Annotated in this window: 13 protein-coding genes; 4 read left to right on the top strand and 9 right to left on the bottom strand. The window is 70.9% G+C overall.

Annotated features, from left to right (window positions below; translation table 11 throughout):
• Positions 1-179: 179 nt before the first annotated feature.
• Complete coding sequence (locus FNH09_RS39595; protein ID WP_420802829.1) at positions 180-605, top strand: hypothetical protein; 426 nt, start codon at positions 180-182, stop codon at positions 603-605.
• 1,115 nt (positions 606-1,720) lie between these two features.
• Complete coding sequence (locus FNH09_RS39590; RefSeq protein WP_162469784.1) at positions 1,721-1,960, top strand: Imm32 family immunity protein; 240 nt, start codon at positions 1,721-1,723, stop codon at positions 1,958-1,960.
• A gap of 129 nt (positions 1,961-2,089) precedes the next feature.
• On the opposite strand, the gene FNH09_RS39585 is transcribed toward FNH09_RS39590, so the two are convergent.
• The 4 genes from FNH09_RS39585 to FNH09_RS39570 all read right to left on the bottom strand — a co-directional run bounded on the left by FNH09_RS39585 (position 2,090) and on the right by FNH09_RS39570 (position 4,640).
• The gene (locus FNH09_RS39585; protein WP_152894711.1) at positions 2,090-2,371 is read right to left on the bottom strand and encodes a hypothetical protein; all 282 of its coding nucleotides are present in this window, start codon (positions 2,369-2,371) and stop codon (positions 2,090-2,092) included.
• 180 nt (positions 2,372-2,551) lie between these two features.
• Positions 2,552-3,310 (bottom strand): DUF6928 family protein, encoded by a 759-nt coding sequence (locus FNH09_RS39580; protein ID WP_152894710.1) that lies wholly within the window; start codon positions 3,308-3,310, stop codon positions 2,552-2,554.
• A 227-nt stretch (positions 3,311-3,537) separates the two neighbouring features.
• Positions 3,538-3,732 carry a hypothetical protein gene (locus FNH09_RS39575; RefSeq protein ID WP_152894709.1) on the bottom strand — a complete coding sequence of 65 codons (195 nt, stop codon included), beginning with the start codon at positions 3,730-3,732 and terminating at the stop codon, positions 3,538-3,540.
• A gap of 437 nt (positions 3,733-4,169) precedes the next feature.
• Positions 4,170-4,640: a VOC family protein gene (locus FNH09_RS39570; protein ID WP_202919853.1), complete on the bottom strand. Its 471-nt coding sequence runs from the start codon at positions 4,638-4,640 to the stop codon at positions 4,170-4,172.
• Between the two features lie 385 nt (positions 4,641-5,025).
• Here FNH09_RS39570 and FNH09_RS39565 point away from each other — a divergent pair, with 385 nt between their 5' ends.
• The gene (locus FNH09_RS39565) at positions 5,026-6,240 is read left to right on the top strand and encodes a GDSL-type esterase/lipase family protein (protein WP_152894708.1); all 1,215 of its coding nucleotides are present in this window, start codon (positions 5,026-5,028) and stop codon (positions 6,238-6,240) included.
• A gap of 100 nt (positions 6,241-6,340) precedes the next feature.
• Here FNH09_RS39565 and FNH09_RS39560 read toward each other — a convergent pair whose 3' ends face one another.
• A complete protein-coding gene (locus tag FNH09_RS39560; protein WP_338017826.1) occupies positions 6,341-6,643 on the bottom strand; it encodes a DUF4177 domain-containing protein in 303 nt (100 codons plus the stop codon).
• An 84-nt stretch (positions 6,644-6,727) separates the two neighbouring features.
• Here FNH09_RS39560 and FNH09_RS39555 point away from each other — a divergent pair, with 84 nt between their 5' ends.
• A complete protein-coding gene (locus tag FNH09_RS39555; protein ID WP_152894707.1) occupies positions 6,728-7,360 on the top strand; it encodes a DUF6629 family protein in 633 nt (210 codons plus the stop codon).
• A gap of 117 nt (positions 7,361-7,477) precedes the next feature.
• Here the strand turns inward: FNH09_RS39555 and hypE are convergent, their stop codons facing one another.
• From hypE to hypF, 4 genes are all read right to left on the bottom strand, one after another.
• Entirely contained in the window at positions 7,478-8,539 is a 1,062-nt protein-coding gene (gene hypE, locus FNH09_RS39550) for a hydrogenase expression/formation protein HypE (protein WP_152894706.1), read from the bottom strand.
• A complete protein-coding gene (hypD, locus tag FNH09_RS39545; protein ID WP_162469783.1) occupies positions 8,532-9,656 on the bottom strand; it encodes a hydrogenase formation protein HypD in 1,125 nt (374 codons plus the stop codon). Before hypD ends, hypE begins: the two co-directional genes overlap by 8 nt.
• Positions 9,653-9,970, bottom strand: a complete 318-nt coding sequence (locus tag FNH09_RS39540; RefSeq protein WP_152894705.1) for a HypC/HybG/HupF family hydrogenase formation chaperone — start codon at positions 9,968-9,970, stop codon at positions 9,653-9,655. Before FNH09_RS39540 ends, hypD begins: the two co-directional genes overlap by 4 nt.
• 160 nt (positions 9,971-10,130) lie before the next feature.
• A partial coding sequence (gene hypF, locus FNH09_RS39535) for a carbamoyltransferase HypF (RefSeq protein ID WP_152894704.1) occupies positions 10,131-11,967 on the bottom strand: 1,837 nt, incomplete at its 5' end.

Here is an 11,967-nt window from a genome sequence, read left to right as displayed (position 1 = left end):
CTCCCGTACTGGGCCCCGCACCCCAACCACTCGGCCGCACCCCTGCCCCGTCCACGGCTGCCGCCGCACCGACAGGCCTGCCGTGGATCCCGCCTGCGCCTACCAGGCCGCCGGACAGCGCCGCTCCGGTCCCGGCGCCGACCGCTCGACGCCTCCGCATCCGTTGGCCGCTCAAGAACGTGATCCCGCTCGGCGTCGGCCTCACCGTCCTCGTCGGCGGCCTCATCGGCTGCTACCAGTGGACGCAGACTCAGTACTACGTCGGCGCGAACGGCAACCACGTCGCGCTCTACCGCGGCATCGAACAGGACCTGGCCTGGATGTCGCTGTCGAAGGTCGAGAACGACCACCCCGAGATCGAACTGAGGTACCTGCCGCCCTACCAGCAGAAGTTGGTCCAGAACACGATCACGGAAGGCGACTTGCCGAACGCCCGGAGGAAAGTCCAGGAGCTGTCCGTGCAGGCCTCCGCCTGCAAGAAGGAAAGCGACCGCCGGAAGGCAGCGAGCCAGGCCGGGGCCGGGAGCGCCGCAGCCACTCCCACACCCGGCCCAAGCCTCTCGGAGGAGGAGCAGAAGGTCGTCTCACTGTGCGGCTCGTCATAACGGCCTGTCGTCGGCCGCAGCGAGCTTCCGCGAGGCCGTGTCGTACGCGTGCCGAAGTGCGTCCATCCGGCCGGCACGCTCGGGGAACGGGGCGGGTCGGATCGGGTGCCGCTGACGAAGCGGCGCAGCGTACATTCGCTCACGCTGGCAGCTACCCGTGATCGACTCGACAAGGATGAGGCCACACCCCCAAGCCGTTCCGCCGACCGCGCGTACACTGTCGCTCGCAAAGCAAAACGTGGGGGAAGACGGCATGGCGGATGTGTCCAGGTTCCCTGGGCGAGCAGGGCGCATCGTCATACTCGCCTTGGTGTCCTGCGGTTGGGTGGCCGCCCCGATCTCCACATCCATAGAGGTGCCCCACCTCACTTGGCCAGGATCGGTCCTGTTTCTCGCGATTGGCGCACTTCTTGCCCGGGAGTGGCGACGGGTCTGGCATCGAAAGGCCCCGTACGACGTGCAGCAGCGAGCCCCGGAGCTTCAAAACTGAGGCCGGTCACCCGCGGAACCGCCGCCCGGGCCCTGGGGGTAGCTTTCCCGTCGCGTACACGTGCTCTTCGACGGAGCCCGCATCCCCGCTCTCGACCCGGCCGAAGACGCCGTCCTCCTCGGCCAACGACTCAAGCATCACTCACAGCGCCACGGGACAGAGGTGGTGCGCGGCCGGCGCTGGCAGGTCACTGCTTGGCCATCGACGAAGCCCGGCCGTCGGTTGGGTCCCGGACGATTCTCCGGGCCGCCCCCAGACAGGCCGGGGATGCAACCATTCCTTTCAGAGCTGGAACCCCCGGAAGCCGACCGCGCGCCTGAGACACTAAAGGTCGGCACTGACAACGGCCTTGTACGCGATCAACCGTTGACCAGTGCGTGTCCAACTGCGTGACAACGCCGACGAACACCGGCGGACGAGCGCGGACGTCCGCGGACCAACGGCGCAGGTGAGAGGCACACCGGCCCTAGGCAGTGCCTACGTGCAACTTGCTTCGGGGCGAAGAAGTCATTCCTCGTGTCTCGCCGTAGGTTCTCGCCGTCGGGGTCGGCTCGGAGTACGCGATGCTTAGGGCATGTCCCCTGAACCCAGCGCTGCTCCGTCGATGGCCACTCGCGTAAGTGTGGTGATCGACGGAACCACCAGAGTCTTCACGTGGGAGGAAGGCGCACGCATCGAGGTCCGCGACTTGGGAGGAGAGGTTGTCATCGAAGCCAACGCTGCCGGGTTGAGGGCCCTGGCAAGCCACCTCCTCACGCTCGCCCAGGATGGCACACCGGACGGTGCTCATCTCCATCTGGAGGAGAACAACGGGCTCGAAGAAGGCTCCGTAGGACTGGTCTTGGAGCGGTGCGACTACGAATGACGCGTGCCTGGTGTGTGTCAGACCGTGCAGGGAACAGCGGGGAACCAATCGACCGCCTACCGCGCGTCTGCGTCGCGCCGCCGCAGGTCAGGCCGAGAGCGAGGCCCAGACGTCCTGAGCTGCCCAAGCTCACATTGAGTCACGGATCCCTAGCTCTTGCTTTCGCCGGCGGGCGTAGCCGTCAAAGTCTTGCTTGATGGCCATGACGTCTTCGACGCGGATCCGTATAGGACCACAGTGCAGAGCATCGCAGGAGCGGGGGAAGGTGCCGTCGATGAGCGAGATACCACTGAGCACCACACCCGCTACCTCGTCGACCGCAGTGCACAGGACCGGATGGAACGAGCAGTCCTCATAAATGTCGCCCACCTGGAGGTCGTTCGGGTTGCCAGGGTCTGTCGTCCTACTCATGGGGCCAGCCTGCCACCACTGAGTGTCGAACTGCGTGGCAACGCCGACGCACACCGGCGGACGAGCACTGACACGCATGGATGCGTATGGATGCGTATGGATGCGTATGGACCATGAACACCGCACCAGCTCAAGGCAGTGCTCACACCCACGTTGCTTCGGGCCGAAGCAAGTCCGCAGCTACAGGCCATCGCGCTCGATCAGTGAGCCGTCAGGGCCCATGGTGAAGAAGCGCGGTGGGCCCATGGCTTCCATCGCCATTTGCAGCGCCGCCTTCTGTTCCGCGAGATCAGGGCCGTGCGGGTCCCGGACCCGGAAGCCGTGCAGTCGGATGTTGTCCGCGTCGATGTCGTTCGGATCGGGCCGGCCCTCACGAACGAAGCCGCAAAGCGCTCGCAGTGCTTCTTCGCCCAGTTCCAGCGGGTGGAACGGCAGCGGGTACGGCTCTTCGTCCTCGTCCGGCCAGGGGATGACGTCGGCCGGGCGGTCTCCGGCCCAGTAGGGCAGTTCGAAGGGGAGCGGTTCGCCGATGTTCTCGATGATGCCGCTGTCCGGGGACAGGCTCAGCGAGCGGACGAGTCGGCCCTCCTCCCACACGGCGAACGCGAGCCAGTCGACGACGCTGTGCATGGCATGCAGCACGAGCCGCCGACCGGCGCTTGCCGCCACGAGGTGCTCCGGGAGCTGGGAGGGGGCGTCGATCATCACCCGCTGATCACCGATGACCTCCACGCCCGGCCAACTCGCCGCGTACGCCGTCCCCTCCGGCGGGTACACACCGCTCCAGAGGTTCGAGCCCTCGCTCGCCTCTATCTCCCAGCCCGGGTAGAGCCATCGCATCATGTCGGCCGTCCGTTCGAGGTCCGCTGTGCCCACTTCACGCAGCAGCCCCGGCACGTCGCCGTCGGCGTACACCAGAAAGCCCGTCTTGGCTCCCAAAACCCCTCCCCCAAGGTGTTGTCCTCGCTGATGGGTGCACCGTAGCTGCGCCCACTGACAACGCAGGTGACTCGGTCCGGGTGAGCCCCCACTTGGCCCTCAACCCACCGCTACGACTGCCGAGCTGTGAGCTGCCGAGGTCGGGCTGTTGGACGACGCATGGCCAGAGTGAACCTAGCCACCTGCGTGGGTGGTACGTCCCATGCTGTAGCGCATCGGAAAGCAGATCAGTGGGTCATGGCCTCACCGATCAAGGGGCCGGTCGTCTTCACTGCCTTCGGGCAGATGGCGTACGCCTGAAGCGTGCCCGGGTTGGCCGTGGCCGTGTCCGTGTCCGTGGCGAGAGCCCACCACCGCTCACCGCTGATCGGCTCGCTGGAGGACGGGTTGTACCGCTCCGAGTGCGAGTTGCCGGCCGTCACGACGGCTCCCGCCTCCGACCCGGGTTTCTCCGTCCGCGCATCCGGCCACCGCTGCGGCGGTGCCCGCGTAGCCGCCCGTCGAGACCGGAATGGGCACTGCGGTGCCCTGTACGACGCGCACCACGTCATCGGCCTGGGCGGCGCCGGCCGTACCGACCACCGCGACCATGGGCGCGAGGGCTACCAGAGACTTCTCGGGCACAGCGATCTCAATTCGTTCGAGCCGAGGGGGATGCGGCCCACACCGTGTGTGAGCCGCACAAGATCTGTCCGTCCGACAGGTTCACTCGGGCGGCGGGGGATCCGAGGCAAGCCGTCCCCCCGCCGGAGGCCACCCTCCTTCAACACGAGCAGGTCCCGAGCGGCACCCGCCCCGGCGCACTGACCAGCCACAACAACCTCAGCAACGCCATCCGGCAGGTCGAAGCCGTGGCGGGTCAGGCCGGGACGTCGGCGTCCTGCAAGGAGGCCGCGAATGCCTCGGGGCCCTGTTCCACCGCCGCCGGGTCCATCCACATCACCTGCCAGCCGTGGCCGTCGAGGTCGAAGAAGCTGCGCGAGTACATGAAGCCGTAGTCCTCCGCGTCGTCCACCTCGGTGGCGCCCGCCGCGAGTGCGGCGGCGCTGACCGTGTCGACCTCGGCGCGGGACGACGCGCTGAAGCAGTACAGCGCCAGCGCGTGGGTGCGGGGATCGGCGATCGGCAGCTTCGAGAACTCCGCGAACTTCTCGCGGGTGAGCAGCATGACGAAGGCGTGCTCGCCGACCAGCATGCAGGCGGCGGTCTCGTCGGTGAACTTCGGATTGAAGCCGAACCCGAGCTTCGCGAAGAACTCCTTGCTGCGTTCGAGGTCCGTGACGGGCATGTTCACGAAGAGCATGCGGCCTGCGTGGGCGGGAGTGGTCATGGTGGGTCTCCAGTCGGTGTCTCGATGGCGTACGTCGTACGTCCTGGTAGACCGGGCCGGTCGGCGGAACTCATCGGTGGTTCGCCCGTCTGTGCACCTTCGTCTCGTGCCCCCGCTGAGGCCTGGTCAGCGGCGCAGCCTCCTACGCGCCCACAGCGCCCCGATCACGCTGCCGACGGCTGCCGTGTACGCAGTCAAGGGCCCGTCGTTCAGCACGAGTCCGGGCATCGCGACAACGGTCCTCCCAGTAGCGGACATCGCAGATCTCGAACGCTCCACGCTCGGCCAGGGGACTCCGACTACCAGGGCCCCGGCGCGCGCCAATGGCGGGTCGCAAGGCCGAAGCCATTTGCGGAAGCCGGGGTCCGGTTGGCACGCTGCGATCATGACCACCGAGCGCGACGACTTCACCGGATCCGCCGCGGCAGGGCGGGCGACGGACTGGATCACCACACCTGTCACCGCGGAGCTCGTACGCGGGGCCCTCGAACTGGAGCGCACCGAGCGGGGCCTGCTGCCGCACCGGCTGCCCGCCCGCGCGCGTGCGCAGTGCTCCGACGAGCAGCTCGCCATGGCCGAGGCGCAGCCGTCCGGCGTACGGCTGGTGTTCCGTACCCGAGCCACCGCCGTCGAGCTGGACGTGCTGCCGACCAAGATGGAATATCCGGGCCTGCCGAGTCGGCCGGACGGCGTGTACGACCTTCTCGTCGACGGCCGTCCGGCCGGCCGGGCCGTCGCATCCGGCGGGAACGTGCTGAGCGTCGACATGGCCACCGGTACCCGGGAGACCCGGCCCGGTCCGGTCGGCAGCGTCCGGTTCGGCGAACTGCCTTCCGGCGAGAAGGACATCGAGATCTGGCTGCCGTACACGGAGATCACCGAGCTGATCGCCGTACGTACGGACGCGCCCGTCGAGCGGGCGGTGGACCGGGGCCGCAAGGTGTGGCTGCACCACGGGAGTTCGATCAGCCACGGCTCCAACGCCGAGAGCTCCACCACGACCTGGCCCGCCCTCGCCGCCTCCCGCGCCGGTGTGGAGCTGGTCAATCTGGGGCTGGGCGGCAGCGCCCTGCTCGACCCGTTCACCGCCCGCGCCCTGCGCGACACCCCCGCCGACCTGATCAGCGTCAAGATCGGCATCAATCTGGTCAACGCCGACCTGATGCGGCTGCGTGCCTTCACCCCTGCGGTCCACGGCTTCCTCGACACCGTCCGCGAGGGCCACCCGACCACGCCGCTGCTGGTCGTCTCCCCGATCCACTGCCCCCTGCACGAGGACACTCCGGGGCCCACCTTCCCGGACTTCAAGGACGGCAGGATGACGTTCCGGGCGGCGGGTGATCCCGCGGAGCGGGCCGCCGGGAAACTGACGCTCCGGGTCATCCGGGAGGAGCTCGCCCGGATCACGTCCGCGCGGGCGGCCGACGACCCTCATCTGCACCATCTCGACGGTCTCGACCTGTACGGCGAGGCGGACTTCGCCGAACTGCCGCTGCCCGACCTGCTGCATCCGGGCCCGGCCGCCCACCGGCGCATCGGCGAGCGCTTCGCCGAGCTGGCCTTCGGCGCCGACGGCCCGTTCGCCCTCGAAAGGGACTGACGTTTCGTCAAAATACGTCGGTCAAAAGGACATTCGGCGGTCGGCGTTGATGTCACGCCGACCGCCGGGGCGGGTCCGACAGCCCAGATTTCAGGGGCTGTCAGCCGCGCGGACGCTCGAAGGTCAGCAGCAGGCCCTCGACGGCTCCGGGGCCTATGCGACCCTTGACGTCGGCGGCGGTGATCGCCTTCAGGGCCCAGCCGTCCTCGGCGTGCTTGTTCAGGACCTTCTCCAGCTTGTCGCTGTCCAGCGCGTCGCCGATCAGCGACTCCCGGAAGGTGACGACCTTGTACTCGTACGTGTAGGGGCTGCTCATGGTGGCGAAGTCCTCCTGCGGTCCGGCGGTGCCGGGTTGTGGTGTGGTGGCCTGGGCCAGCCAATCATCCTCGGGGGCACCGGTCACCGGCGCCCCCGCCTCCACCGGGGAGAGACACAGCGTGGCCTGCGGCGAAGTACACGGATCCGACGACGAAGCCGGGGTGGCCTGATGTGCTGGAGCGCGACGGCCGACCTCGTGGCGGGCACCGCGGTCGCGGCGGTCGGGGCGGCCTGTGTGGCGCGGGTGCGTGACGTCCGGGAACTGCCGCTGGCCGCGCTGCCGTTGCTGCTCGGTGCGCATCAGCTCGTGGAGGCGGTGGTCTGGCACGCGGGCGGGGGCGGCGGACCCGCCACGCTCGTCTGGGCCGTCGTCGCGATGCCCCTGCTGGCGCTGTGGATGCCGGTCGCGGTGCTGTGCGCCGCCTCGCCGACCGCCCGCCGACGCCTGGTCCTGCCCCTCGCCGCGGGGGTGCTCACCGCCGCGGCGCTCGGGTACGCCCTGGCCACCAGGACGGTGACGGCCGAGATCCGCGGTCACACGGTCGGCTACGTCGTCGGTCTGTCCCACGCGCCCGTGCTCGTCGCGGGCTATCTGCTGGCCACCGTGGGCTCGCTACTGCTGTCCGGCGACCGGCGGCTGCTGGTGCTGGGCGTCCTGGTCGGCGTCGGCGCGTCGGTCTGCTGGGCGTTGTGGCGCCTGGAGTTCGTCTCGACCTGGTGCGCCCTCGCGGCCCTGTGCTCGGTGGTGGTGTTCGGCTGGGTACGCGCCCGCCCGGCCCGGGCGGTGGCCGCGCGCGGGTGACCACCGGGAGGGACACCGGTGCGGTACGAGGTCACGTACCCGCCGTCCGTGCGCGGGAGCACGGAACCGGGTGGCCCCCTCGGCGGCCGGGCGCCACCCGGTGACGGCGGGCCCGCGTCAGCAGATCCGCGGCAGCTGTTCCCCGATCGGCAGGTCGACCACACGGGTGCCGCCCAGCGGGGTGCGGGCCACCACCATGCCGGGGTGCTCCTCGACGGCCTCGCCGATGATCGCCGCGCCCGCGCCCAGCGGGTGGGCCCGCATCGCCGCCAGGACCGCGTCGGCGCTCTCGCGCGGGACGAAGGCGACCAGCTTGCCCTCGTTGGCGACGTACATGGGGTCCAGGCCCAGGATGGCGCACGCGTTGGCCACCGCCGGCGGGACGGGCAGGTCGCGCTCGCGGAGGACCACGCCCGTGCCGGAGGCCGCCGCGATCTCGTTGAGCGCGGCCGCCAGTCCGCCGCGGGTGGGATCGCGCAGCACATGCAGGTCCGGGGTGACCGCGAGCATCGCCTCGACCAGCGAGCCCAGCGCCGCGCAGTCGCTCTCCAGCTCCACGCCGAACTCCAGGCCCTCCCGGACACTCATGATCGCCACCCCGTGGACGCCGATCCCGCCGCTGACGATGACGACGTCACCGGGCACGACCCGCTGCGGCCGCAGGTCCACGCCCGCCGGGATCAGCCCGATGCCCGCGGTGTTGATGAAGATCCCGTCGCCGTGGCCCGCCTCCACCACCTTGGTGTCGCCGGTCGCCACCTCGACGCCGGCGGCCCGCGCCGCGGCGCCCAGGGCCTTGGCCACCCGGTCGACCACCTCCAGCTCGACGCCTTCCTCCAGGACGAACCCGCAGGAGAGATAGGCGGCGCGGGCACCGGTCATCGCGAGGTCGTTGACGGTGCCGTTGACGGCCAGGTCGCCGATGCTGCCGCCGGGGAAGAACAGCGGCCGCACCACGAAGGTGTCGGTGGAGAACGCCAGCCGTACGCCGCCCAGGGTGAGCGCCGCGGCGTCGCCCATCCCCGCCAGGGCCTCACCCCCGTAGGCGGGCGCGAAGATGTCCCGCACCAGCTCGGCGGAGAGCGCCCCGCCGCCGCCGTGACCCATGACGATCCGGGGCCGCTCGCGCACCGGGGCGGGACAGCTCCAGGTCTCGGGGTCGAGGGTGATCTCAGACAACGGGGCTCGCCTCCCGGGCAGCGTTGGGGATGTCCAGGCGCCGGTAGAGGTAGTACGCGGCGCAGGCGCCCTCGCTGGAGACCATGGTGGCTCCGAGCGGGGTGCGGGGGGTGCACAGGGTGCCGAAGGCCTCGCACTCGTGCGGTTTGAGCAGTCCCTGGAGGACCTCGCCGCTGCGGCACTCCTTCGGTTCGAGGGTGCGGATGCCGGTGACGGCGAACCGGTGCTCGGCGTCGTAGGCCCGGTACTTCGCGGACAGCCGCCAGCCGCTGTCGGGGATGACGCCGATGCCGCGCCAGGCGCGGTCGGTGACCTCGAAGACGTCCTCCAGCATGGCCCGGGCGGCCGCGTTACCCTCGGGGCGGACGGCGCGGGCGTAGGCGTTGTCCACGGTGTGTTCGCCGCGTTCCAGCTGGCGGACGGTGCGGCGTACCCCCTCCAGGATGTCGAGCGGCTCGAACCCGGTGACGACGATCGGCACCCGGTGGCGTTCGGCCAGCTCCGGGTACTCCCCCACGCCCATCACGCTGCACACGTGACCGGCGGCGAGGAAGCCCTGGACCCGGCAGCTCGGGGACCGCATGATCGCCTCGATGGCGGGGGGCACCCGTACGTGCGACACCAGCAGGCTGAAGTTGCGGATGCCGAGCTTCCTGGCCTGATGGACCGTCATGGCGTTGGGAGGCGCGGTCGTCTCGAAGCCGATGCCGAAGAACACCACTTGGCGGTCCGGGTTCTGCCGGGCGATCCGCAGCGCGTCGAGGGGCGAGTAGACGACGCGTACGTCGCCGCCCTCGCCGCGCACCTGGAACAGGTCGCGTCCGGTCCCCGGGACCCGCAGCATGTCGCCGAAGGAGCAGAAGATCACTTCCGGTCGGGAGGCGATCTCCAGTGCCTTGTCGATGACCTCCAGCGGGGTGACACAGACGGGACAGCCCGGCCCGTGGATCAATTCGACCTCGTCCGGCAGGAGTTGGTCGATGCCGTGGCGGATGATGGTGTGGGTCTGTCCGCCGCACACCTCCATCAGGGCCCACGGCCGGGTCACCGTGGCATGGATGTCGTCGAGGAGCCTGCGGGCCAGCTCGGGGTCCTGGAACTCGTCGATGTACTTCACTTCCGCGTCTCCTCGATGACGTGCCCGCCGGCCTCGCTCGGGGCGGCCGCGCCCGAGGCCGCCTCCCAGGGGTCGCCGAACTCCTCCTGGAGCATGCCGAGGGTGGCGAAGAGCTCCAGCGTCCGCTTCGCCGACTCCTCGTCCAGCCGTTGCAGGGCGAACCCGACGTGGACGATGGCGTACTCGCCGACCTGGAGGTCGGGCAGGTACTCCAGGCACACCTCCTTGACCACGCCGCCGAAGTCGACGTTGGCCATCCGGGTGCCGTCGCGTTCCTCGATGTCCAGCACTCGGCCGGGTACCGCCAGGCACATGGGCCTCTCCTCGCTGTGGGTCGTTCACGTCGCCCGTGCTGCCGGGCATGTGTCAGGTGCTGTCGGGCAGTTGTCCGTCCACCGGTGCGGTGCCGGGGCGGTCGTCGGCCGGTCCGGCGGCGGTCCTCGGCCGGTCCGGCGGCGGTCGTCGGCCGGACGGTCACCCGTCGGTGTCGTGGGGCCGGTCCCTGGCGCGGGCGGCCACCACGAGCTGGCCGAGCGCCAGGCCGCCGTCGCCCGGCGGGACCAGGCGGTGGCGCAGGACCGTGAAGCCGTCCGCGCGCAGGGCGGCCGAACAGGCCGAGGACAGCAGGGTGTTGGCGAACACCCCGCCGGTCAGGGCGACCGTGTCGAGCCCGTGCCGGGCGCGGGCCCGGACACAGATCGCGTGCACGAGGGCGGCCACCGCCCGGTGGAAGCGGGCCGCGACGAGACCGGTGTCCACGCCCGCCCGCAAGTCCTCGACGATGCGCGCGAGGACGGGCGCGGGATCGGCGCGCAGCACGCCGTCGTACGGGCCGCCACCCTCCGTACCTCGGTCGTACAGGCCGTACGCGCCGTCGTCGGGCGTCCTGGGGCGCAGCGCGAACGCGTACGTCGCGTTGTCGTCCTCGTCGTACGCCCGTACGGCGGCCGCCTCCAGCTCGACGGCCGCCTGCGCCTCGTAGCCGGCCCGGTGGCACACCCCCAGGAGCGAGGACACGGCGTCGAAGAGCCGGCCCATGCTGGACGTGGGAACGCAGTTCAGGCCGCGCGCCAACTGCCGCTCCAGTACCCGGCGTTCGTCCGCCGGGCATTCGGCGACGCAGGCCAGGTCGGCCGACCAGGCGAGACCGGCCGCGCGCAGGTGGGCGAGCGCCATGCGGTACGGGCGGCGTACGGCGGTGTCGCCGCCGGGCAGCGGGACATAGGCGAGATGTCCGAACCGGGTGAAGCCGTCGTAGTCCGCGAGCAGGATCTCGCCGCCCCACACCGCGCCGTCCTCGCCGTGTCCGGTGCCGTCGAAGGCGACGCCGATGACCCGGCCGCTGCCGTCCAGCCCGTGTTCGGCCATGGCGGCGGCGATGTGGGCATGGTGGTGCTGGACGCGTACGACGGCCCGCCCGTGCGCGTTGCGCTCGGCCCAGGCGGCCGAGCGGTAGCCGGGATGCCGGTCGGCCGCCAGCAGTCCCGGCCGCACTCCGGTGATCGACTCCAGCTGTGCCGTGGCCCGTTCGAAGGCCCGCTGGGTGCTCAGGTCGTCCATGTCGCCGATGTGCGCGGACAGCCAGGCCTTGCGGTTCTCGCCGAGACAGAACGTGTTCTTCAGGTCGCCGCCCACGGCGAGGGCGGGCCGTACGGGCACCGGGAGCGGCACGGGCAGCGGCGCGTAGCCGCGGGCACGCCGGATCACCAGCGGCTCGCCGTCGCAGATCCGTACGACGGAGTCGTCGCACGGCACCTGGATCGGCCGGTCGTGGGTGAGCCAGGCGTCGGCCAGCGGCGCCAGCCGGTGCAGCGCCTCGGCGTCGTCGGTGACGATCGGCTCACCGGCCACGTTGCCGCTGGTCATGACTAGCAGCCGGGGGCCGTCGGGATCGCCGGGCAGGCCGAGCAGCAGATGGTGCACGGGTGTGTAGGGAAGCAGCACGCCGAGGTCCGGGCTGCCGGGCGCGACGGCGGCGGCCGGCCGCGGCGCACCCGGCTCCGGCTCCGCCCGCGGGTCGGGCGCGGTACGCCGGCGCAGCAGTACGACGGGCCGGGCGGCGCTCTCGATCAGGGTCCGTTCCTCGGGTCCCACCCGGACGAGGTGCGCGATGTCGTCCACCGTCCGCGCCATGACGGCGAACGGCTTGTCGCCGCGGGCCTTGCGACGGCGCAGCGCCGCGACCGCGTCGGGGTTCGTGGCGTCGCAGGCGAGGTGGTAGCCGCCCAGACCCTTCACCGCGAGGACGGCTCCGGCCGCCAGGAGTCCACGGGCGTCGGCCACCGGGTCCGCCCCGGGGGCGGGCCGGGGT

Source organism: Streptomyces adustus (assembly GCF_009377175.1).
Lineage (GTDB): Bacteria > Actinomycetota > Actinomycetes > Streptomycetales > Streptomycetaceae > Streptomyces > Streptomyces adustus.
Note: the sequence above shows the minus strand (reverse complement) of the source record. Positions and strands in the feature narration are given on the sequence as shown.